The organism is Streptomyces sp. YIM 98790 (assembly GCF_011421595.1).
GTDB lineage: Bacteria > Actinomycetota > Actinomycetes > Streptomycetales > Streptomycetaceae > Streptomyces.
The window spans coordinates 1-21,741 of record NZ_WTLH01000022.1 but is presented as its reverse complement, the minus strand read 5'-3'; the positions used below and the strand labels follow the sequence as shown (position 1 = coordinate 21,741).

The following is a 21,741-nucleotide window of genomic DNA, read 5'->3' as shown; positions in this document are numbered from 1 at the left end:
AAGAAACCCAGAAGACATTCGGAGAGTTCGAGATTGTCAATGGTGGAAATGAGCAGGGTCGGACTGCAGATGATAAGGCAGGCCGTCACCGCGTCAATTGCGCGGATGCGGCCTGACGGAGCCGCAGTCCATAGTTCATCCAGCCGGATATCCGCCCGGGGAGTCAAGCTGGAGGACTGGGTTGCGTAAGGTGACGGCTCCTTAAGGGATCTCGCGATCACGGAAAGCGCTACATGTATTTCGCGCGGAGTGTACGCCTCGGCGGAAGGATATGTTCTCTGTGCGGCCGAGATCAAGTGAGACAGAAGGTGGTCGTCAAGCTTTTCCTCGGAGTCATGTAGAAGAAGCTCACACGGATCACCAAAGTCCCGATAGATTGTGGCGATTAGCGATAGGCGTCATGGTGTACTAATCGCGCGCGCAAGCAGAGTCTCGGGATGCAACTCAAGGTATCCTGTAAATTCTCGAATGCGTTCTCGATTTCCGCACCTCTCGGCAAGATAGCTCTTCGCGTCGGGAATTTCCACCGGAGAAATCTTAATGTGGGCTGCTTCACGCAGGCGATTATCTGCCAATGCGTGGTATGCTTGCGATCGGCAAGTCAATACAAGTGCGCCCGCTGCGCGACCGATACCGTATCCGTTGAGTGCTTTTACTGCCGCGCGAGCTCGATGAGTTCTATGCTCGAATGGGGCTTGGGTTTCGGTACCTTTCACTGTGGGGTCCATTTCATCCAATCCATCAAGCACTGGAAGGATTAGATGGTGCTCCACCAATTCGCGGGCGGTATGCTTGGGCCATCTGTAGGTGTCGACGAGTTGCCTCACGATTAGATCATCAAGTGCTTCCATGTGTGGGTCCCAGTTCGCCAATGGAATCATTATTGGCACGGGGTCAGTTTCTTCACGCCGCTCTATCAGGGCTAGGAGCAACTCCAGTGCCAATACGGTCTTACCGGCGCCAGGAGCCCCAGTGATGACCATACGGGATGGTGTGATGGACCGAAAGTAGTTAGCGATTCCGTAAACGCCCGATTCCTCGTCGGGGAAGAGTTTCCCAATGGATTCCGGCACGGTGGCGGATAGTCCCGCTTCTGGGTGCAGCCTGTAGCCCAGGTTGATGCGTTGCCGATCTCCACCCACGAGACGTCGCCATTGTTCCCCTTCTAGGGTCTCAACCTGACGGGCCAGCCTCTCAGCAGATTCCCTGATGGAATTGGTGTCGCTGGGTGCATGAAGCGGCCACGCAGCCATGGCTGTTAGTGCGAGAGCAGCAACTCCCAAAGGGAGGCCAATTAGCGTCGCTACATCCGCCCCCGTCGGACCATGACGTAGTTGCGCTACAGCCCAGACTCCGGCCCCAGCGATGCAGAACATCCCAAAGACGGCCGTCCACCGCCGAAGTCTCCATCGTCCGTCGCGCCTCATGCGGCCATCATCGCAAGCCTGCTTCGATCATGGGTCAGTCGCGTCGCACGTTCTTTGAACAGCGTTGCGACGCTCCTGCTTCAAGGCCGACCAGTTGACATCAGTGGGTGACATCAACGGGGGGTGACGGGGGCTGATGGTGGGGGGTGGGTGTGGGGTGCGTATATAGAGGACAGGGGCGGCGTGCCGTGGTGGGGTGGTGTGGGTGGTTTGACCTGATAAGGATGAGGCCACAGGTTCAAGTCCTGTTAGCCCCACATGCAAAAGAGCCCCCGGCCGGTACCGGCCGGGGGNGGGGTGCGTATATAGAGGACAGGGGCGGCGTGCCGTGGTGGGGTGGTGTGGGTGGTTTGACCTGATAAGGATGAGGCCACAGGTTCAAGTCCTGTTAGCCCCACATGCAAAAGAGCCCCCGGCCGGTACCGGCCGGGGGTTTTCGTGTGTGGGGGGCCTGCTGCTTCTCCGCAGGATCGACGAGCGGCCGGTGGGCGCTGCGCGGTGGGCGGCCACGGCATGGGCGGGAGCATGCGCGCAGACCGTGGTGCGGGAGGCGGAGAATGGGGCACCCATGGCGTGGACGAAGCGCACACCGAGCGCGGCACCGGCCGGCCTCCGCGCAACGGCGGCGTGGATCTTCGGGCCGGTCTTCAGTTTCCGCGGCCGGAGAGGGCGTCGGCGACCGGGCCGATGACGGTGTTGAGCGGATCGGCCACCGCCGGTGTCTGGGCGGCGAAGAAGCCGAAGAAGAAGACTGTCAGGAAGGCGGCGGGCCCGAGCGCGCGGAACTTCAGCAGCAGTACGGCTCCGCAGCCGAAGACAGCGAGCAGGGAGAGCGAGACGATCACGGCAGTTCTCCGTTCCGGGAGGTCGCAGCGGCTCCCTGCGCGGTGCAGTCGGAGCCCGTACGGGCCGGCAGCGACCGCGTCCGCTGCCGGTAGCGGATCAACGGATGTCCGCGGTTCCCGTTTCGGTGCCGCCGGCTGCCGCTGTGCGCGGCTGTGCGCGGGGGCAGCGCGCGGGGCGCGCAAGCGGCGGTGAGGTTGCAACGGACCGGTATCATCGGCCGCCAAGAGGTCCCGACAAGTGGTCCGATCCGTCGAGGAAAAGAACGAGGTAGCGCGGTGAAGAAGCTCCTCCTGGTCGCGCTGGTGGCAGCGGGCGGCCTTCTGGTGTACCGGCAGATCCAGCAGGGCAAGGCCGAGCAGGACCTGTGGATGGACGCCACCGACCCCGTCCCGAGCGGTGCGGGCGGCGAGTGACGCCGGAGAGGTCTTCAGAGTTCTGTCCGCCTCCGGGCCCCTGACCTGGTTTCCGGTCGGGGGCCCGGAGGCGGTGCCGGGGGACGGAAGCCGGGGAACCCGGAGAAGGGGAAGGGCGCGGCATGGGCGGGGTGCGAGGTTCGCGTTCGCGGAGCGGGCTGGCGGCGGGGGTGTGCGTGCTGGCGCTGGCCGCCTCGGGCAGCGCCGCCCCGGCCTGGGCGGCCGAGGAGGAGTCCGGCGCGCCCGGCGCGGCGAGCTACCGGCCGGCGGAGGACGCGGTGGCGGTGGAGGGCACCGCCAGTACCGCGGACGCCCCCTACCTTGAGCCGGGCGGCATCTACACCGACAGCATCGAGCCGGGCGAGGAGCTCTACTACAGCGTGGTGCTGGACGACACCGGCTCCTACTTCGCCTCGGTGGTGGCCGCTCCGGAACCGGGCTCCGCGGTGGCGTACGGCGACGGCATCGCGGTGCAGTTCCACAGCACCGGCGGGGACAACTGCGTCGCCGAGCAGAGGTCGGCCTTCGGTTCGTCCGTGGCCGCCCGGCCGATCAGCGCCTGGTCCACCCGGATGATCGCCGAGGACCGTTCCTGCCAGACCGCCGGAACGTATCTGCTGCGGGTCTCCCGGGACAGCGACGAGGAGTCCGACCAGGCTGCCTGGCCCACCGAGATCCGGGTGATGCGGGAGCCGGCGGTCGCCGGCGGGCAGACCGCGGCGCCGCCGGAGAGCTCCTGGCTGACCGAGGTGCCCACGCCCCCCGCCGGCCAGGCCCGGGTGGTGACGGGCGGCACCGGCTTCAACGACGCCCAGCCGGTCGGGGAGGGCGTCTGGCGGGACGACATCGCGCCCGGCCAGACCTTGTTCTACCGGGTGCCGGTGGACTGGCACCAGCAGCTTGCGGTCACCGTGGAGCTGGGCAACGCTCCGTTCGCCGGGCAGGACTACGCGTACATCGGCGACGGGCTGCTGGTGGAGGTGTACAACCCGGCACGCGGGGAGGTGACCGGCTTCTCCCGGGCGTACACCGGCGATCCCCTCCGGGTGCAGGAGGTGCTGCCGCCGGCCGCCTACGACAACCGGACCGACGCGCCGAGCACGACGGCCGGCACCATGCGCTTCGCCGGCTGGCACTATCTGGCGGTCCATCTCAAGGACGACGTCGCGGAGCTCACCGAGGCCGGGACCATCGGGCTGCATCTGCGGATCTCGCTGGAGGGCGAACCGGCGGACGGACCGGTGTACGAGGAGGACCCTCGGGAGGCGGGCTTCGGGGTCACGGAGGAGGACCGGCAGCAGGCCGACGAGGGCAAGACGGACGAGGCGGTGGCCGCCGAGCAGCGCGGCGGCCGGGTGGCCCTGGGCGTGGGCTCGATCGGGGCGGGCGCGGCCCTGCTGCTGGCGCTGGGGCTGTGGACGCTGCTGGCCCGGCGCCGCAGGGCGCGGTGACGCCGGGGCGGTGATGCCGGCGTGGTGACGCCGGGGCGCTGACGGTCAGGCGGTGACCAGGGTCCAGACGCCGAAGGTGATCAGGGCCAGGGAGAGCAGCAGCATCGGCACGGCGGCGGCGAGCGGCGGCCCGGCCCGCCGGCCGGCGGCCGGTGAAGGTGCCGGTGCCGGTGAGGGTGTGGCGGGGGACGGTGCGGGTGTGGCGGGGGACGGCGGGGCCGCGGCCGTCGGCAGATAGGCGTCCGCCGTGCTGTGCGGCACGGCCGGTACGGCGGCAGCGGCGGACGGCCGGGGCGGGGCGAGGTGGAAGCTGCCGGTCTCGGACTCGGTGGCCGGCCCGGTGACGGCAGCGTTGACCGGGCCGTCCGGCCCGAAGCCGGCGGGCAGCGGCCCGAGCCGGTCGGTGACGGCGATCACCGGGGCGTCGCCCGGTGGCGGTCCGGGCAGTAGCTCGGCAGCCTGTGCGAGGGCCTTGCGGGCCCCTGTGGCAGTCCGGAAGCGGACACCCGGGTCCGGCTGCAGCAGGGCGCCCAGCACCTGCCACAGGGCCTCCGGGACGCCTTCCGGGGCGGGCGGCAGACCGGCCTGCCCGTGATCCGCGTAGCGCGCGAACAGCGCCTGGGCGTCGGGCTGCCGGCCCGTCAGCAGATACAGCCCGACCAGCCCGGTGGCGTAGAGGTCGGCCGGGAAGTCCGGCTCGGCGCCCAGCATCTGTTCCGGGGCGACGTAACCGGGGGTGCCCACCACGAAGTTGACCTCGGTGAGGCGGGGCTCGCCCTTGCGCATGGAGATGCCGAAGTCGGACAGCCGCACATGCGGGCGGCCCGTTCCGGTGGCCTCCAGCAGGATGTTGGCGGGCTTGATGTCGCGGTGCACGATGTTCTCGTCGTGCACCGCCTGGAGTCCGGACAGCAACTGGTCCAGCAGCCGGCAGACGTAGCCGGGGGGCAGCGCGCCCCACTCGCCGACCAGGTGGCTCAGCGAGCCGCCGCGCACCAGATCCATGGTGAACAGGACCTTGTCGTCGTCGGCGGCCCAGCTGCTCGGGGCGAGCACGTGCGGGTGGTCGATCCGCACCGCCTGCTCCCGCACGAAGCGGAGCAGGGCGTGCGCGTCGGACTGCTGGAGCACCTTGGCGGCCACATAACGGGTCCGGCGGTGGTCCCAGGCACGCCAGACCGCGCCCACGCCGCCTCGCCCGATCGGGTCGACCAGCTCATACCGCCCGGCGAAGATCTCACCCATCGAGCCTGTCCCCGTCCCCGTTCCGTCTCGTTCCGTCTCGTTCTGTTTCGTTCCGTTCTCTTCCGCAGTCCCGCGGTGTGCCGGCGGACCTCAGGTCTGGTGCTGTTCGTAGTGGGCCACGGCGTCGCGGGTGCGGGCCACGCCGTAGACCCGGAGAAACTCGGCCAGTTCCGGGTAGGTGTCGGCGAGCATCTTGGCGGCGCTCTGGATCTCGCCCGCGTCCGCGACCGAGCGCAGCAGCGCCTGGATCTCCCGCACCACCCGCTTGGTGGGGTTGGCCGGCACGGTCACCGGCCCCCCGGTGCGTATCGGCGCGGGGTGGTGGCTGAGCACGCTGCCGCCCGCCGAGCGGCGGATCTCCTCCATGGCGGTGGTGGCCTCGGCCGCGCTGATCCGGCCGTCGCGCACCTCCTGCGCCAGCTCCTGGAGGGCGCGGACCCGCTGCACCACGGCCGGGTTCCCGATCTTGGCGCGCTGGCCGCTCATGAGCTGGGAAAGCATCGGGGCGGAGAGGCCGAGCACCCCGGCCAGCCGGGCCTGATTGAGGCCCAGATCAGCGATGAGCCGCCGGAACAGCGTGCCCAGCGGCTCTCCGTACCAGGTGGTCTGCTGCTGTCTGGCCTTCTCGGCCGCCTCCTGCTGGGCTGCGTCCATGATTCCTCCCCGGCTCTCCCCTTGACTTCACGTGCTTCACGTGCGCGAAGTTGCGCGCCATCCTACGGAAACCGGCGTCCTTGCGGCGATACCGAGTTCGTCCCAGTTGGCCGTTGTCCGGGGGAACGGGTCCCGGCCGTGCGGCCCTGCCGGGGCCGCAACCCGTCCGGGGGCGGCAACCCGCTCGGAAGCAGGCCGCCGGATTGGGTACCCTAGGGCACGGCACGGGGCGTTAGCTCAGTTGGTAGAGCGCTGTCTTTGCATGGCAGATGTCAGGAGTTCGACTCTCCTACGCTCCACGGTCGTCAGGGGCCGTCTCCCGGACGGGAGACGGCCCCTGTGCCGTGTCCTGCCCGCCGGTCCGGAGGGCCCGGCGGGGCTGCGGCGGGGCTCCGGCTGGGCTGCGGAGGACGCCTGCCCCGCCCCGATGGGCCGGGCCGGTCCCGCCGGGGGTCAGTCCAGTTCGGGGGGCGGCGTGCGGTTCTCGTCCACCGGGACGGTCCGGTCGAGTTCGCCCCACACGATGTACCGGTACTTCGAGGTGCGGATCGGGGTGCAGGTGGTCAGGGTGATGTAGCGGCCGGCCTCGGTGGCGCCGGACTCCTCCGGGACCGGGTCCAGCACCGCGGTGTTGAACCGGGAGGTCTCCGGCAGGATCGCGTAGACCTTGTACACGTACCAGGTGTCCTTGGTCTCGAAGACGATCGGATCGCCTTCCCGGAGCTTGTGGATGTTGTGGAAGCGGGCGCCGTGGCCGTCGCGGTGCGCGGCCAGGGAGAAGTTCCCCTCCTCGTCCCAGGGCATGGCGGATTCGACCGGCTCGCCGTTGTAGTAGCCGGCGACGCCGCCGTTGAGGACGTCGTCGTCGGTGCCCTCCTTGACCAGGATGTCGGTGCGGGTCATGGCCGGGATGTGCAGGAAACCCAGGCCGTCGGCGGGGTCGAAGACCGGCGGCGCCTCCTCGTCCCGGCCGCCCGGCTCGTCGTCCCGCTGCTCCTGGCGCTCCCAGATGTCGCGGACGGCGTCGCTGTCCCGCGCGGCCTCGCGGTCGGCGATCACATTGGTCCACCACAGGGAGTAGACGACGAACAGGGCCAGCACCACACCGGCGGTGATCAGCAGCTCGCCGAAGAGGCTGACGGCGCCGGCGACGATGCGCACCGTGCGGGACGGCCGGCGGCGGGCGGGGGCGTCGGACCGTTTCTGCTCGCTCTCCCCGTCCGGTTCGCCGGGCCGGCCCCGCCCGTCCCGTTCCTGGTCCTCGCCGGCGGCGGACGCCTCGCGGTCGGACTCAGTTGACGAGGGCATCCGGCTCCCCTTCGCTGCGCGGGTGTTCCTCCACCAGCTCTCCCCAGACGATCAGCCGGTAGGTGGAGGTGAACTCCGGCGTGCAGGTGGTCAGCGTGACGTAGCGGCCGGGGGCGGTGAAACCGCCCTGGGTGGGAATGGGATCGAGCACCTGGATATTACGCGGTGAGGTCTGGTCCAGGCGGCTGCGCATCTCGTAGATGTAGTAGACGTCCTTGGTCTCGATGATGATCGGGTCCCCGGGCTGCATCTTGTTGATGTAGCGGAACGGCTCGCCCTTGGTGTTGCGGTGCCCGGCCAGGCCGACGTTGCCCTCCTCGTCCCAGGGCATGGCGGTGGGCAGGCCGTCCTCCTCGCCGTAGTGGCCGACCATGCCGCGGTCCAGCACGCCCTCGGGGTCGATGCCCTCGGCGATCGGCACCCGCACGTCGAGCGTGGGCAGGTGGAGGAGGGCGAAGCCCTCGCCGGGGGAGAAGGCGGCGGGCTGCTGGTCCTCGGAATCCCCCTCCTGGCCGCCGTTCCGCGCCGAGTCCTCCCACTGCTCGGCAAGGCTGTCGGCCTCCTTGCTGGCGAAGGCCCGGGCCTGCACGTTGGTCCACCACAGCTGGTAGGCGACGAAGAGCATCAGCAGGACGCCGAAGGTCATCATCAGTTCGCCGACCACGTTGGCAATCTTGTTCATCCGGGTGGACTTGCGGGCCTTCTCGGCCTTGCGGCGGGCCACCCGGCCGCCCGGCACGGGTGAGGCCGGGGCGGAGGAGCCGGACCGGGAGGCGGAGGAAGCGGAGGAAGCTGAGGAGGCGGCGGCACCGGCGGCACCGGCGGAGCGCCGGGCGAGGTCGTCGGGGCGGCGCAGGCCGATGGTCTCCGGGTCGTACTCGTCCTCGAAGTCGGTGTAGGAGGAGAGCAGGGAGGCAGCCGCGGGACCGGCCGTGCTGCCGCCGGCCGCGGGCTCCGGCTCAGGCTGCGGCTGCGGCTCCGGGGCGGTGGCGGCCCGGCCCACCGGGGTGAGGAGCTCGGTGGCCGGGCCGGGCTCCTCCGGCGGGCCGGCCTCGTAGGAGTATTCGCGGTACGCGGCGCCGTCGGATATCGGGGGCGGGTCGTACGACTGCCCGTCCCGGCCGGGAGGGCGGTACTCCGGCAGCGGGTCGTTGAGCGGATCGTCCATGGACTGGATCGCCGCCTCGAACGCGCCCGGAGCGGCGTAGGGGTCCTCCCCGGACCCCCAGGCCGCCGCCCCTGTCTCCTCCGGGCGCTGCGGGGTCACGCCGCCGGCTCCAGCCGGCCGGGACGTCCGGGCCGGTCGGAGTGGCCCGAGTGGCCCGAGTGGCCGACCACCGGGGCCAGGCCGTCCGAGCGGGGCACGGCTTCCGGGTCGCCGCACACGGCCAGCCAGTTGGCGAGCATCCGGTGGCCGCCCTCGGTGAGTACCGACTCGGGATGGAACTGCACGCCCTCGACGGACAGTGTGCGGTGGCGCAGGCCCATCACCACCTCGCCGGTGCGCGCGGTCACCGTGAGGTCGGCGGGCAGGGTGGGTTCCACCGCGGCCAGCGAGTGGTAGCGGGTGACGGTCAGCGGGCTGGGCAGCCCGGCGAAGACGCCCTCGCCGTTGTGGTCCACCGGGGAGGTCTTGCCGTGCAGCAGCTCGGGGGCGCGGCCGACCACGCCGCCGTACGCCACCGCCATGGCCTGCATGCCCAGGCAGACGCCGAAGACGGGGGTGCCGGACGCGGCGCAGTGCCGCACCATGTCGATGCACACCCCGGCGTCCTCCGGGACGCCGGGGCCGGGCGAGAGCAGCACGCCGTCGAAGCCCCCGGCCGCGACGTGGTCCGTGCCGACCGCGTCGTTGCGGAGCACCTCGCAGTCCGCACCGAGCTGGTAGAGGTACTGGACGAGGTTGTAGACAAAGCTGTCGTAGTTGTCCACGACCAGAATCCGCGCGCCCATCAGCCTGCCGCTCCCTGCTGCTCGCCGCCGCTGCCGGCCTCGCCGTCGACGGTCACGTCACCGAACGGCAGCAGCGGTTCGGCCCAGGGAAAGACCCAGGTGAACAGGGCGTACACCACTCCGAGGAGCAGAACGAGGGAGATCAGCGCGCGCACCGGCGTATTGCCCGGCAGGTGCCGCCAGATCCAGCCGTACATGCCGACGCTTCCTTCTCTCGTCTCCCGACTGCCGCGTACCGCCCCAGGGTACGATGCGCGGCCCCCGCCCCGGGGTACAGCGGGCGCGAATGCGCGCCCCGTCACGCTCCCGAGCGCCGGCTCGTCACTACCCGCCCGGTTCCGGTCAGTACCGGCCAGGTCCCGGTCATTCCCCGATCAGGGCACGGCCAGTCCACGGCCAGGGCATGGTCAGTCCTTGCTCCCGACGCCGGTCCCGTCCGCTCCGGCGGGCTCGGCGTACTGGAGCTCCACGCTGCCGGTGTAGCCGGGCACGGTGACCTCGGAGTGTTCCTCCACCTCCCAGCCGAGCCCGTACGCCTCGACATAGCGCTTGTAGATGCGGATCGCGTCGGACTCCTCCATGGCCTGCTTCAGGGCCTCCCGGTCGCCCACGGCGGTGATCACGTAGGGCGGGGAGTAGAGCTGGCCCTGGAGGATCAGGGTGTTGCCCACGCAGCGCACGGCGCTGGTGGATATCAGGCGCTGGTCCATGATGCGGATGCCCTCGGCGCCGCCCGCCCACAGCGCGTTGACCACCGACTGCAGGTCCTGCTGGTGGATCACCAGGTCGTCCGGGCTGGGCTCGGGCGCCCAGGAGACCAGCGGCACGGCGTCCGGCGGGGCGTCGTCCAGGGTGACGGTCAGGCCCTCTCCGGTGAGCTCGTGCAGCCCGGCGGCCCGCTCCACCGCTGCGAGCCGCTCCTGCTCGGCCGGGTCCAGGGAATGGTCCTGCTCGCGGAGCTGTTGTACCTCGGCGCGGAGTTCGGCGGCGGACGCCTCCTGCCGGGCGTTCTCCTGGCCGCGCTCGCGGATCAGATCGGACAGCCGCAGCAGTGGATCGTCCTTGCGGATGTTGCTTCCCTGCGAGACGCTGCAACTTGTCCAGAAAATCAGCCCGGCCAGCACAAACACGCCCGCGGTGCCGAGCTGCGCGGGACGGATCCGGAAGCCGGTCACCGCACCCTGCTCCCTTCATCGACCATGGAAGCACTACGCTAACGGACGATCCCCGCACCTTGTCCCGCTGCGCCTGGTGCGCAGCACCTCGTCAGGAGAACCCGTCGTGCCGATTTCCCGGATCCGAAAGAAGAAGGACGGTACCCCGGCCAACCGGTCGGCTGCACAGAAGCAGGGCGGCGAGAAGCGGACGCCGACCAAGCTCGACATGGTGGGCGGCCGTCGCTGGGTGGCACCGCTGATGCTCGCGCTCTTCGTCCTGGGGCTGTGCTGGATCGTGGTGTTCTACATCACGCAGGGCGATCTGCCGGTGAAGGCGCTGGGCAACTGGAACATCGTGGTGGGCTTCGGCTTCATCGCGGGCGGGTTCGTGGTCTCCACGCAGTGGAAGTGACGTCCGGCCGGCTGCCGCAGCCCGGCGGGGGCGGCCCGGCGGAGTTATCCACAGCTCGCAGGAACATCACAAGATCTGTGGATAACTCGCTGCGGCCCGGGCTTCGGCGGCTCTCGGCCGCACCCCTGTTCGCCTGGGGAAATGCGGCCCGAACAGGGGTCCGGCCGACGCCGTGAACCTTGTGCACAAGATCCGCCACCGGCTGTGGAAAACTCCGCCTCTGACCTGCACGGCAGACCCCCGGAAGCGGAGCGGGGGCCACCGCTCGCGGCAGGCGGGGGGCCGCGGGAGGCGCCGCCGCCGGAGCGGCCGGTGCCGGGCGGCTCACGGAAGCAGCTGCGAGGTCCGGACCACGCACATGACCACGATCGCGGCCACCACCAGTGCGCAGACCAGGAACTGGACCAGGGTGCGCCCGCGGCGCGGTGCGTGCACCAGCCCGGCGGTGATCACCGCGCCGGCCGCCAGTCCGCCCAGGTGCGCCTGCCAGGCGATGTTGAGCCCGGGCATGAAGGTGATCACCAGGTTGACCGCGAGCAGGGCCAGGATCGGCCGCATGTCCGCGCGCATCCGCCGCACCAGCACCGCGATCCCGCCGAACAGCCCGTAGACGCCGCCGGAGGCGCCGAGCGCGTAGACGTTCGGCTCGGCCAGCAGATACTGCAGGGCGCTGCCGGCCAGCGCGGAGACCAGGAACAGGGCGGCGAACCGGATCCGCCCCAGCATCGCCTCCAGACTGCCGCCGAGCACCCACAGCGCCAGCATGTTGAAGCCGATGTGCCAGAACTGCTCGTGCAGGAACGCGGCGGTGATCATCCGGTACCACTCGCCGTCCGCCACGCCGATCGTCTCGAAGGCCTCGGTCCGCGCGAAACCGATCATCGCCAGCTCGGTGACCAGCCGGTCGCCGGTGGCCAGCACGGCCAGGAACACCGCCAGATTGATGCCGACCAGGATCTTGATGACCAGCCGCTGGTCGGACCGGACGGTGCCGCCGGCCAGGGTGCGCGGCCGGGGTGCCCGGCCCGCACCGCGCACGCACTGCGGGCACTGGTAGCCCACCGCCGCGTCGATCATGCACTCGGGGCAGATGGGGCGCTCGCACCGGGTGCAGCGGATGCCGGTCTCCCGGCCCGGGTGCCGGTAGCAGACGGCCAGTCCCGGGGGCGGTCCCTGCTGTTCCTGCTGCGCCATGACCGTCCTCTTTCCGGTGTCCGGCAGATGCCCGTACCAACGCGACAATACGAAGTCCCCCCGATCCTACGGACCGGGGGGACCGGGAGCTCCCGTGCGGCGGGCCCGGGGGGCGGAGGGGCCTTTCCGGGCCCGTTGTCGGGGCCGCAGACCGGGCCGCAGACCGGGCCGGGGCCCGGGCTCAGCCCTGGGTGCGCTCGATGGTGACCGACTCGATCACCACGTCCTGCACCGGGCGGTCGGTGCGCGGGTTGGTGGAGACGCCGGCGATGGCGTCCACCACCTTCTGGCCGGCCTCGTCCGCCACCTCGCCGAAGATGGTGTGCTTGCCGTTCAGCCAGGTGGTCGGCGAGACCGTGATGAAGAACTGGGAGCCGTTGGTGCCGGGACCGGCGTTGGCCATCGCCAGCAGATACGGCCGGGTGAACGCGAGGTCCGGGTGGATCTCGTCGCCGAAGGTGTAGCCCGGGCCGCCGGTGCCGTTGCCCAGCGGATCGCCGCCCTGGATCATGAAGCCGCTGATCACGCGGTGGAACACGGTGCCGTCGTAGAGCCGGGCGGTGGTCTTCCGGCCGGTCGAGGGGTCGGTCCACTCCCGGGCACCCTCGGCCAGCTCGGTGAAGTTCCGCACCGTCTTGGGGGCGTGGTCCGGGAAGAGCCGGATCCGGATGGCGCCGTGGTTGGTGTTGAGAGTGGCGTGGAGCTGCTCGGCCACGTCGTCCCTTCCGTTGTGAGCGTGGAGCGAGCCTGATGATCGACTCGTTCGTCCGTGACGATCACCGATCCTGCCATGCCGCCGCGACACGCCGCGCCCCGGATGCCCGGATTCGCGTGCCCATCGGCCGGGAACGCGGCATGATTTGCGTACGAGTGGATAAAACCAGACAGAGTATGGCAGACCGCCACCAACGGAAGGATCGAACGTGACCCGCAACGGACGTGTCCGCGCGGCGACCGGGAGTGCCAGGGAGAACATGTGGCGCGCGGCGCAGGTGGTGGGGCCCTACGCCGTGACCGCCAGGGACACCGCGACCCACTACGCCCACCAGGCCGGTGCCTACCTCAGGCCGCGCGCCCAGCGGATGGCTCTCCAGGCCCGGACGAACTACGACATGCATCTCGCACCACGGATGGGACAGATGCGCGCCTCCCTGCCGGAGGGCATGGACCAGGCCGCCACCCGGGCGGCGGAGCGCGCCCGGATCGCCGCCCGGCGGGCGCGGGAGGCGGCCGGCCCCCGGATCGACTACGCGCGCACCGCCATGGGCCCGGCCCGGGAGGAGGCCGCGGCCCGCTCGGCCGCCGCCATGGCGGCCTTCCGGGGCGGGGTGACGGCACAGGAGATCACCCGGCTGGCGCGGCGCAAGCAGCGCCGTGCCCGGGCCGGCCGGGTGGTGAAGTGGCTGGGCCTGGGCACGCTGGTGTCGGGCGGCGCGCTGGCCGCCTGGCGGTGGTGGGAGCGGCAGACCAACCCCGACTGGCTGGTCGAGCCCGCGCCGCCCACCGAGGTGGTCGAGGTGACCGAGGAGAGCGAGATGGTGGACGGGGTGCCGATGGAGCGCCGCGGCAGCTCCGAGGACGAGCCCCAGAGCTGAGCCGGGACCGGCGGCACACCCCGCGGACCGTGGCCACCCTCCCCGGACGGCCACACGGGTGAGGGCCGGGAACCCCGACGGGTTCCCGGCCCTCACGGCCTTCCGGACGGACCCGCGGACGGACCCGCGGACCGGCTAGTCGCCGATGCCGCCGGTGATGAAGCCGTTCTCGCCGCCTCCGTCACCGCCTCCGCCGCCGTCGCCGCCGGAGTCGCCCCCGCCGTCGCCCCCGCCGTTGTTGTTGCCGCCGTTGTTGTTGCCCTGGCTGCCGCCCGAGTCCCGCAGCTGGGTGAACACGACGATCTGATCACCGGGCTTGACCGTGGAACCGGCCGGCGGGTTGGTGCCGGTCACCACGGCGTCGTCCCCGGCCGGACCCTGGATGGTCACCGAGAGCCCCGCGGCCTGCAGCTCCTCGCTCGCCTGCGAGGGCAGGTACTGGTTGTAGTCCTTGAGCTGGAACTCCTGGGACTGCGGCGAGGGCTTGGCGACCTTCAGGTGGACCGTGCTGCCCGGCTTGATCTTCTCGCCGGTCAGCGGCTCCTGGGCGATGACCTCGTTCTCCGGCCGGGAGTCGTCGGTGACCTCCTCGGTGGTGACGGTGAAGTTGTACGGGTCGGCCTCCAGCTTCGCCCTGGCCTCGTCGAGCGGCATGCCGTTCACCCCGGGCATGTCCACGGTCGCCTCGGCGATGGCCACCGTCAGGGTGATCGTCTGGCCGGAGTCCCGCTCCAGCTCCGTGCCGGCCGGCGGGTCCATGGCCAGCACCGTGCCCGGGGCCTCGTCGTCGGTCTCCTCTTCCTTCTTCTCGACCTCGAAGCCCATCCCCCGCAGCTCGGTCGAGGCCTCGTCGAAGGTCTCGCCGACCAGGTCCGGCAGCGTCACCGGCCCCTCGCCCTCGGACATGATGAGGTCGATGACGGTGCCCTCTTCCACCCGCTCCCCCGCCTCGGGGTCGCTGCGGCAGACCGTGCCCTCCGGCTGGTCGCAGGTATCGCTGCCGGCCTCCCGGACGGACAGGCCGACCCGCTCCGCGCTCTGCTCGGCCTCCTCCAGCGTCTCCCCCGCGAACTGCGGCACGGTGCGCAGGGTGTCCGCCTCGCCCGCGAACAGGGCCCGGCCGATGAAGATCGCGCCGACCAGCACCAGGATGCCGGCCAGCACCAGCAGCACGGTCGAGGTGTGGTTCCGCTTCGGCTGCCGGCGGTCCGCACGGCCCCCGTAGCCGTCGTCGTAGTCGTCGTCGTACCGGTCGCCGCCGTAGCCGCCGCCCGCGGAGGGCATCATCGCGGTGGCCGGGCCGCCGCCCTGCGGACGCAGCGCCTGGGTGGGGGCGTCATAGCCGCCGTAGCCCACCGCGCCCATGGCCGCGGTGGCCGCCACCGGCCGGCCCTCCAGAAACGCCTCGATGTCCGCGCGCATCTCGTCGGCCGACTGATAGCGGTAATCCGGATCCTTGACCAGCGCCTTCATCACGATGGCGTCGATCTCCGGCGGAATCTCCGGATCGAAGACGCTGGGCGGCTGCGGCTCCTCCCGGACATGCTGGTACGCCACCGCGACCGGGGAGTCCCCGACGAACGGCGGACGCTGCGCCAGCAGCTCGTACAGCAGGCAGCCGGAGGAGTACAGGTCCGAGCGGTGGTCCACGGTCTCGCCCTTGGCCTGCTCCGGGGAGAGGTACTGGGCGGTGCCGATCACCGCGGCGGTCTGGGTCATGGTCATGCCGGAGTCGCCCATGGCCNCCCTTGGCCTGCTCCGGGGAGAGGTACTGGGCGGTGCCGATCACCGCGGCGGTCTGGGTCATGGTCATGCCGGAGTCGCCCATGGCCCGGGCGATGCCGAAGTCCATCACCTTGACCTGGCCGTTCCGCGTGAGCATCACGTTGGCCGGCTTGATGTCCCGGTGCACGATGCCGTTGCGGTGCGAGTACTCCAGCGCCTGGAGGATGCCGATGCACATCTCCACGGCCCGCTCGGGCAGCAGCTTGCGCCCGGTGTGCAGCAGCTCCCGCAGGGTGGAGCCGTCCACGTACTCCATCACGATGTAGGGGACGGAGATCCCGTCGATGTAGTCCTCGCCGGTGTCGTACACGGCGACGATCGCGGGGTGGTTCAGGGACGCCGCGGACTGTGCCTCGCGGCGGAACCGGGCCTGGAACGTGGGGTCACGGGCGAGATCGGCACGCAGCGTCTTGACCGCCACCGTGCGGCCCAGCCGCGTGTCATGGGCGATATACACCTCGGCCATGCCGCCGCGGCCGAGCACCTGGCCCAGCTCGTACCGCCCGCCAAGGCGACGCGGCTCATCCATGATTTCCAGCCCTCTCCCTATGTCCCGCTGGTCCCGGCCTCCTCAGCCGGGCGGGGGGTCTGCGCGGGCCAGGGTGGCCCGGGCCTACGGTACCCGGCCCGGTCAGGAGCACCCGGCCCCGGTGCCCTCGCCGATACCCAACCGGTATGGGCGCCGGGTGGGGTGGCGGCTGCCCTGCGCCTGCCCCGCGCGGCACACGGCAGTCACCGGTTAGACGTGTGAGCTTCCTCTCCGGTTGCCCCTGTCATGCGCGGGGTGTGTGAACCTTCGCGGACCGTGCCCCGCGCGCTCACTTCGCGTCCTCCAGCACCGCCTCCATCACGGCCCTGGCGATCGGGGCGGCCAGGCCGCCGCCGGAGATCTGGTCGCGCTCGTCGCTGCCGTCCTCCACCACGACCGCCACCGCGACCGGCGACTCGTCGTCCACGATCGCGTACGAGATGAACCAGGCGTAGGGGAGTCCGGAGTTGTCCTCGCCGTGCTGCGCGGTACCGGTCTTGCCGCCGACCCGCACGCCGTCGATCCGGGCGTTGCCGCCGGTGCCGTCCTCCACCACGCTCTCCATGGCGTCCTGCAGCGCCTGCGCGGTCTCCGGCGACATCGCCCGGCGGAACTCGGTGGCGTCGTGCTGCTCCACCACGTTCAGATTGGGCGCCACCAGCTGCTCCACCATGTACGGCTCCATCAGCGAGCCGTTGTTGGCGACCGCGGCGGCCACCATGGCCATCTGCAGCGGGGTGGCCTGCACCGACGCCTGGCCGATGCCGGCCATGGCGTTCTGCGGCCGGTCCGCCTCCGGGTAGGCGCTGGCCAGCGCCCGGACCGGGACGAACAGCTCCTCGTTGAAGCCGAACCGCTCGGCGGCCTCGATCATCTTCTCGTTGCGCAGATCGTCGCTGATGCCGGCGAAGACGGTGTTGCAGGACCACATCAGGGCCTCGCGGATGCTCGCCTCCTCGCACTTGCCCTTGATCTGGTTGTCCAGCTCCTGGCCGTCGGTCTGGGGCAGCAGGTAGGGCTCGGGGTAGTCCGTCTCCTCGTCGACGTCGTCGACGAGGGAGCCGTCCTCCAGGGCCGCGGCCGCGGTGACCACCTTGAAGGTGGAGCCGGGCGGGTAGGTCTCGCGCAGCGCCCGGTTGAGCATGGGCTCGTCCGGGTTCTGCTCCTTCTGCAGCGCCTCCCACGCCTCGCCGTCCTCGCTGGACAGCCCGGCGAAGCTGCCCGGGTCGTAGGACGGCTTGGAGACCAGGGCCAGGATGGCGCCGGTACGCGGGTCGATGGCGGCCACCGCGCCGGTCTTGTCGCCCATCGCCTCCCAGGCGGCGCGCTGGGCGTCCGCGTTCAGCGTGGTGACCACATTGCCGCCGGTGCGGTCCTTGCCGGTGAGCATGTCGATGGTGCGGCTGAAGAACAGCCGGTCGTCGTCACCGGTGAGGATGGAGTCGTAGACGCCCTCCAGCAGGCTGGTGCCGAACGCCTGGGAGGCGAAGCCGGTCACCGGCGCCCACATCGGGCCGTCGGTGTAGGTGCGGCGGTACTTGAACAGCGCGCCGTCGGTCTCCTCGGAGCCGGTGATCGGCTCGTCCTCGACGATGATGTCACCGCGCGGGTTGGCGTAGCGGGCGATGTCCACCCGCTTGTTGTTGGGGTCGGTCTGCAGTTCTTCCGCCTGGACGAACTGCACCCAGTTGACCCGCAGCAGCAGGGCCAGGATCAGCAGGCCGCAGAAGACGGCCACGCGTCGCATCGGCTTGTTCACGGTCGGACCACCTGGGTCGGTTCGGCGTCGGCGGGGTTCGACGGCTGCGGTGCCGGCCGTCGGGCGGTGTCGCTGATGCGCAGCAGGAGCGCGACGAGCGCCCAGTTGGCGATCACCGAGGAGCCGCCCTGGGCCAGGAACGGCATGGTCATGCCGGTGAGCGGGATCAGGCCGGTGACGCCGCCCGCCACCACGAAGACCTGGAGTGCGAAGGTGCCGCTCAGCCCGATGGCGAGCAGCTTCCCGAACGGGTCACGGGCGGCCAGCGCGGTGCGCAGTCCGCGCTCGATCAGCAGCGCGTAGAGCATCAGCACGGCCATCAGGCCGACCAGGCCCAGCTCCTCGCCCACGGTGGCCAGGATGTAGTCGCTCTTGGTGGCGATGCCGCCGATCAGCCAGGAGTAGCCCTGGCCCAGGCCGGTTCCCAGCATGCCGCCGGAGCCGAAGGAGTACATCACCTGGGCGCTCTCCTTGACGCCGCCGTTGGGCGCCAGGGCCAGCGGGTCCAGCCAGTTGTCCACCCGCTCGCCGACATGGGCGTTGACGCTGGCCACCGCGATGGCGCCGGTGGCGGAGAGCAGCAGGCCGAAGACGATCCAGCTGGTCCGCTCGGTGGCGACGTAGAGCATCACCACGAAGACGCCGAAGAACAGCAGCGACATGCCCAGGTCGGTCTCGAAGACCAGGATCATCAGGCTGACCGCCCAGACCACCAGGATCGGCCCGAGGTCCCGGCCGCGCGGCCAGTGCAGGCCCAGGAAGCGGCGGCTGGCCAGGGCCAGGGCATCCCGCTTGACCATGAGGTAGCCGGCGAAGAACACCGCGATGATGATCTTGGCGAACTCGCCGGGCTGCAGAGTGCCCACGCCCGGGATGCGGACCCAGATCCGGGCGCCGTTGACCTCGCCGAAGAACAGCGGGGAGATCAGCAGCACCATCGCCACCAGCATGGAGATATAGGTGTAGCGCTGCAGGATGCGGTGGTCCTTGAGGAAGATCAGCACGCCCAGGAACAGCACCACGCCCAGCGCGGACCAGATCAGCTGGCCGGGGGCCAGCTCGCCGCCGAGCTCCGGGGTGGTGACCCGCGGCTCCTGGTCCAGCCGCCAGATCAGCACCAGGCCCAGCCCGTTGAGCAGGGTGGCCAGCGGCAGCATCAGCGGGTCGGCGTAGGGCGCCCAGCGCCGCACCACCAGGTGCGCGACGCCGGCGATCGCGGCCAGGCCGAGGCCGTAGCCGATCATGCCGGCCGGCAGCTCGTCGTGCTTGGCCAGGCCGGCGTTGGCATAGGCCAGCACGGGCACGAGCACGGCGAAGACCAGCATGGCGAGTTCGGTGTTCCGCCTGCTGGGCGGGGCGAAGGTGCCCACGGTGGTGTTGCCGGTGGTGCTGATACCGCTCATGGCTGGTTCCGGCCGTCCGTGCCGTCCCGGGCCGTCACTGGGCCGCGGTCGGGCACTCGGCCGCGAGTTCCTCCTGTTCCTCGGTGAGAGCCGGCAGATCGCGGGCGGCCGGCTCCTCGGAGTTGGCACCGGAGGTCCCGCTGCCGTCGTCCGGCTGCTCCGCGGCGGGGTCCCCCGGCTGTCCGGTCTCGTTCTGCTCGTTCTGCTCGTTCTGCTCGTTCTGCGGCGGGTTCTCGCTCTGCAGGTCCTCGGCCGGGGCCTGTTCGCCCTGCTCGGCGTCCTGCCGCTCCCGGAGCCGGTCGGCCAGGTCGCAGGCCACTTCCGCACGGAGCTCGGAGACCTTCTTCTCGGCCTCCGGCAGGCCGCCGACCGAGATGGTCTTCTCCAGCTCGGTCTTCTTGAAGTCCTTCAGCAGCTCCAGCTTGAGCTCCGGGTACCGCAGGTGGACCTCGCGCAGCGACAGCGGGCCGAGATCCTGGCTCAGCCCCCGGTAGATGGCGACATGGTCGTCCTCCACCCCGATGTAGTACTGGCTCTGCGTCCAGCGGTAGCCGGCGAAGCCGCCAGCGCCGAGCAGCGCCAGGGCCACCAGGATCAGCAGTGAGCGGCCCAGCCAGCGGCGGCGCGGCCGCTGCGGGTAGGGCTCGTCGTGGTAGGCGCCGAAGGTGCCCAGCACCCCGTCGTCCTCGCCGCCGCCGGACGGCGGAGCGGCCGGCTGGTGCTGGGCGCGCAGCTCGGCGGCCCGGGCGGCCGGGGTCAGCGGGTGCTGGCCGGTGGTCTGCGGCCCCTGCACCTCGGCGACCGCGCCGACGATCTGCGGGTTGTCGTGCAGCTGGGTGGCCAGGGTGTCGCCCTCGCCGTAGCCGGTGTCGACGACATCGGCCACGATGCAGGTGATGTTGTCCGGACCGCCGCCGCGCAGCGCCAGCTCGATCAGGTCCCGCACGGTGTCCTGCGGAGGTTGGAAGGCACCCAGGGTGTGTTCCAGGGTCTCGTGGCTGACCACCCCGGACAGGCCGTCCGAGCAGATCAGATAGCGGTCCCCGGCGCGCACCTCGCGGATGGACAGGTCGGCCTCGACGTGGTCGGCGCTGCCCAGGGCGCGCATCAGCAGGGAGCGCTGCGGGTGGGTGGTGGCCTCCTCCTCGGTGATCCGGCCCTCGTCCACCAGGCGCTGCACCCAGGTGTGGTCCTGGGTGATCTGGGTGAGCATGCCGTCGCGCAGCAGATAGGCGCGGGAGTCGCCGATGTGCACCAGGCCCAGGCGCTGGCCGGTCCACAGCAGGGCGGTCAGGGTGGTGCCCATGCCGTCGAGCTGCGGATCCTCTTCCACCATGGCGCGCAGCCGGGCGTTGGCGTGCTGGGCGGAGCTGCCCAGGGAGGTCAGGACGTCGGAACCGGGGATGTCCTCGTCGAGCCGGACCAGGGTGGAGATGACCTCGGAGCTGGCCACTTCGCCGGCCGCCTGGCCGCCCATGCCGTCGGCGACGGCCAGCAGCCGGGGACCGGCGTAGCCGGAGTCCTCGTTGTGGTCACGGATCAGACCCGTGTGGGATCCGGCGGCGAATCGCAGTGCCAGGGTCATGCTCGCCTCGCCCATGGGTTCAGGGGAACTCCGGGAATTCCGCACGGTGCCCGCCCTCCGGTCGTCATGTCGGTCCGACCCTACTTCCGCAGCTCGATGACCGTCTTGCCGATCCGGATCGCCGAGCCCGGCGGGATCGGGGTCGGGACGGTCAGCCGGGAGCGGTCCAGATAGGTGCCGTTGGTGGATCCCAGGTCCTCGATGATCCACTGGCCGTCGCGGTCCGGGTAGATGCGTGCATGCCGGCCGGAGGCGTAGTCGTCGTCGAGCACGATGGTGGAGTCGTGGGCACGGCCGAGCGTGATGGTCTGACCCTGGAGCGCGACCGTGGTGCCGGTGAGCGAGCCCTCGGTGATCACCAGCTTGGTGGGCGCGCCGCGGCGCTGGCGGCCGCCGCGGGCCGGGGCCTGCTGCCGGCCGCGCTGCGGCTGCCGGTCACGGGCGTCCGCAGCGCGGCGGGCGGTGGCGCGCTGGGTGACCCGGGTGCCGAACAGGTCGCTGCGGATGACCTGGACGGCGACGATCACGAACAGCCAGAGCACGGCGAGAAAGCCGAGCCGCATGACGGTCAGGGTCAGCTCTGACATTGCCCCCGATTCACCCCTCGGCTTGCCGGTAGATAACAGTGGTGGAGCCCACGATGATCCGCGAGCCGTCGCGGAGCGTAGCGCGTTTGGTGGGCATTCCGTCCACCACGATGCCGTTCGTCGATCCCAGGTCCCGGATCGTTACCGGTTCGGTGACCTGGATCTCGCAGTGCCGCCGGGAGACCCCGGGGTCGTCGATGCGCACATCCGCCTCGGTGGAGCGGCCCAGTACCAGGCTGGGCCGGGAGATCTGGTGGCGGGTGCCGTTGATCTCCACCCAGCGGCGGATCCGGCCGGAGGTGCCGTAGCGGGCGGCACCGGGGTAGGCCGGTGCTCCGGCGCCCGGGGCCGGGGCGGCGGGCTGCGGCGGATAGCCGTATCCCCCGGCGGCGGGCGCGGCGGGAGCCGCGGGGCCGGGCGGGGAGGGGGGCGCGGCGG

At 70.8% G+C, this 21,741-nt stretch carries 20 protein-coding genes, 1 tRNA gene and 1 pseudogene; 5 read left to right on the top strand and 17 right to left on the bottom strand.

Annotated elements, in window-relative coordinates; all coding sequences use genetic code 11:
• Positions 1–398 precede the first annotated feature (398 nt).
• Positions 399–1,253 carry an NACHT domain-containing protein gene (locus GQS09_RS06450; RefSeq protein ID WP_165985016.1) on the bottom strand — a complete coding sequence of 285 codons (855 nt, stop codon included), beginning with the start codon at positions 1,251–1,253 and terminating at the stop codon, positions 399–401.
• Between the two features lie 821 nt (positions 1,254–2,074).
• Positions 2,075–2,272, bottom strand: coding sequence for a hypothetical protein (locus GQS09_RS06445; protein ID WP_165985015.1), 198 nt, complete (start codon positions 2,270–2,272; stop codon positions 2,075–2,077).
• Between the two features lie 276 nt (positions 2,273–2,548).
• Between GQS09_RS06445 and GQS09_RS29135 the strand changes: the two genes are divergently transcribed.
• Together GQS09_RS29135 and GQS09_RS06435 are read left to right on the top strand one after the other, a co-directional pair.
• Complete coding sequence (locus tag GQS09_RS29135; protein WP_313896012.1) at positions 2,549–2,686, top strand: DLW-39 family protein; 138 nt, start codon at positions 2,549–2,551, stop codon at positions 2,684–2,686.
• Positions 2,687–2,808: 122 nt separating this feature from the next.
• A complete protein-coding gene (locus tag GQS09_RS06435) occupies positions 2,809–4,137 on the top strand; it encodes a hypothetical protein (RefSeq protein WP_165985014.1) in 1,329 nt (442 codons plus the stop codon).
• 45 nt (positions 4,138–4,182) lie between these two features.
• On the opposite strand, the gene GQS09_RS06430 is transcribed toward GQS09_RS06435, so the two are convergent.
• The gene (locus GQS09_RS06430; RefSeq protein WP_165985013.1) at positions 4,183–5,382 is read right to left on the bottom strand and encodes a serine/threonine-protein kinase; all 1,200 of its coding nucleotides are present in this window, start codon (positions 5,380–5,382) and stop codon (positions 4,183–4,185) included.
• A gap of 90 nt (positions 5,383–5,472) precedes the next feature.
• Positions 5,473–6,036, bottom strand: a complete 564-nt coding sequence (locus GQS09_RS06425) for a DNA-binding protein (RefSeq protein WP_165985012.1) — start codon at positions 6,034–6,036, stop codon at positions 5,473–5,475.
• A gap of 226 nt (positions 6,037–6,262) precedes the next feature.
• On the opposite strand from GQS09_RS06425, the gene GQS09_RS06420 reads away from it, so the two are divergent.
• A tRNA-Ala gene (locus GQS09_RS06420) sits at positions 6,263–6,335 on the top strand.
• A gap of 154 nt (positions 6,336–6,489) precedes the next feature.
• On the opposite strand, the gene GQS09_RS06415 is transcribed toward GQS09_RS06420, so the two are convergent.
• From GQS09_RS06415 to GQS09_RS06395, 5 genes are all read right to left on the bottom strand, one after another.
• Positions 6,490–7,344 carry a class E sortase gene (locus GQS09_RS06415; RefSeq protein WP_165985011.1) on the bottom strand — a complete coding sequence of 285 codons (855 nt, stop codon included), beginning with the start codon at positions 7,342–7,344 and terminating at the stop codon, positions 6,490–6,492.
• A complete protein-coding gene (locus GQS09_RS06410) occupies positions 7,328–8,611 on the bottom strand; it encodes a class E sortase (RefSeq protein WP_313896011.1) in 1,284 nt (427 codons plus the stop codon). The genes GQS09_RS06415 and GQS09_RS06410 overlap by 17 nt, the downstream gene beginning before the upstream one ends.
• Complete coding sequence (locus GQS09_RS06405; RefSeq protein WP_165985010.1) at positions 8,608–9,297, bottom strand: aminodeoxychorismate/anthranilate synthase component II; 690 nt, start codon at positions 9,295–9,297, stop codon at positions 8,608–8,610. The genes GQS09_RS06410 and GQS09_RS06405 overlap by 4 nt, the downstream gene beginning before the upstream one ends.
• Positions 9,297–9,494, bottom strand: a complete 198-nt coding sequence (locus tag GQS09_RS06400; RefSeq protein WP_165985009.1) for a hypothetical protein — start codon at positions 9,492–9,494, stop codon at positions 9,297–9,299. The genes GQS09_RS06405 and GQS09_RS06400 overlap by 1 nt, the downstream gene beginning before the upstream one ends.
• Positions 9,495–9,704: 210 nt before the next feature.
• The gene (locus GQS09_RS06395) at positions 9,705–10,472 is read right to left on the bottom strand and encodes a DUF881 domain-containing protein (RefSeq protein ID WP_165985008.1); all 768 of its coding nucleotides are present in this window, start codon (positions 10,470–10,472) and stop codon (positions 9,705–9,707) included.
• 106 nt (positions 10,473–10,578) lie between these two features.
• On the opposite strand from GQS09_RS06395, the gene GQS09_RS06390 reads away from it, so the two are divergent.
• Entirely contained in the window at positions 10,579–10,866 is a 288-nt protein-coding gene (locus tag GQS09_RS06390) for a cell division protein CrgA (RefSeq protein WP_165985007.1), read from the top strand.
• A 324-nt stretch (positions 10,867–11,190) separates the two neighbouring features.
• Here the strand turns inward: GQS09_RS06390 and GQS09_RS06385 are convergent, their stop codons facing one another.
• Together GQS09_RS06385 and GQS09_RS06380 are read right to left on the bottom strand one after the other, a co-directional pair.
• The gene (locus tag GQS09_RS06385; RefSeq protein WP_165985006.1) at positions 11,191–12,060 is read right to left on the bottom strand and encodes a rhomboid family intramembrane serine protease; all 870 of its coding nucleotides are present in this window, start codon (positions 12,058–12,060) and stop codon (positions 11,191–11,193) included.
• Between the two features lie 181 nt (positions 12,061–12,241).
• Positions 12,242–12,775 (bottom strand): peptidylprolyl isomerase, encoded by a 534-nt coding sequence (locus tag GQS09_RS06380; protein WP_165985005.1) that lies wholly within the window; start codon positions 12,773–12,775, stop codon positions 12,242–12,244.
• Positions 12,776–12,983: 208 nt separating this feature from the next.
• On the opposite strand from GQS09_RS06380, the gene GQS09_RS06375 reads away from it, so the two are divergent.
• Positions 12,984–13,655 (top strand): DUF5324 family protein, encoded by a 672-nt coding sequence (locus GQS09_RS06375; RefSeq protein ID WP_165985004.1) that lies wholly within the window; start codon positions 12,984–12,986, stop codon positions 13,653–13,655.
• Positions 13,656–13,790: 135 nt separating this feature from the next.
• Here GQS09_RS06375 and GQS09_RS06370 read toward each other — a convergent pair.
• The 6 genes and pseudogenes from GQS09_RS06370 to GQS09_RS06345 form a co-directional block, all read right to left on the bottom strand.
• Positions 13,791–15,969, bottom strand: a pseudogene (locus GQS09_RS06370) (PASTA domain-containing protein).
• A gap of 289 nt (positions 15,970–16,258) precedes the next feature.
• Positions 16,259–17,728 (bottom strand): penicillin-binding protein 2, encoded by a 1,470-nt coding sequence (locus tag GQS09_RS06365; RefSeq protein ID WP_165985003.1) that lies wholly within the window; start codon positions 17,726–17,728, stop codon positions 16,259–16,261.
• Positions 17,725–19,131, bottom strand: coding sequence for an FtsW/RodA/SpoVE family cell cycle protein (locus GQS09_RS06360; protein WP_165985002.1), 1,407 nt, complete (start codon positions 19,129–19,131; stop codon positions 17,725–17,727). The genes GQS09_RS06365 and GQS09_RS06360 overlap by 4 nt, the downstream gene beginning before the upstream one ends.
• A gap of 34 nt (positions 19,132–19,165) precedes the next feature.
• Entirely contained in the window at positions 19,166–20,731 is a 1,566-nt protein-coding gene (locus GQS09_RS06355) for a PP2C family serine/threonine-protein phosphatase (protein WP_243761159.1), read from the bottom strand.
• A 65-nt stretch (positions 20,732–20,796) separates the two neighbouring features.
• Complete coding sequence (locus GQS09_RS06350) at positions 20,797–21,303, bottom strand: FHA domain-containing protein (protein WP_165985001.1); 507 nt, start codon at positions 21,301–21,303, stop codon at positions 20,797–20,799.
• 10 nt (positions 21,304–21,313) lie between these two features.
• Positions 21,314–21,741 (bottom strand): FHA domain-containing protein (locus GQS09_RS06345; RefSeq protein ID WP_165985000.1); only part of this gene is annotated, 428 nt, incomplete at its 5' end.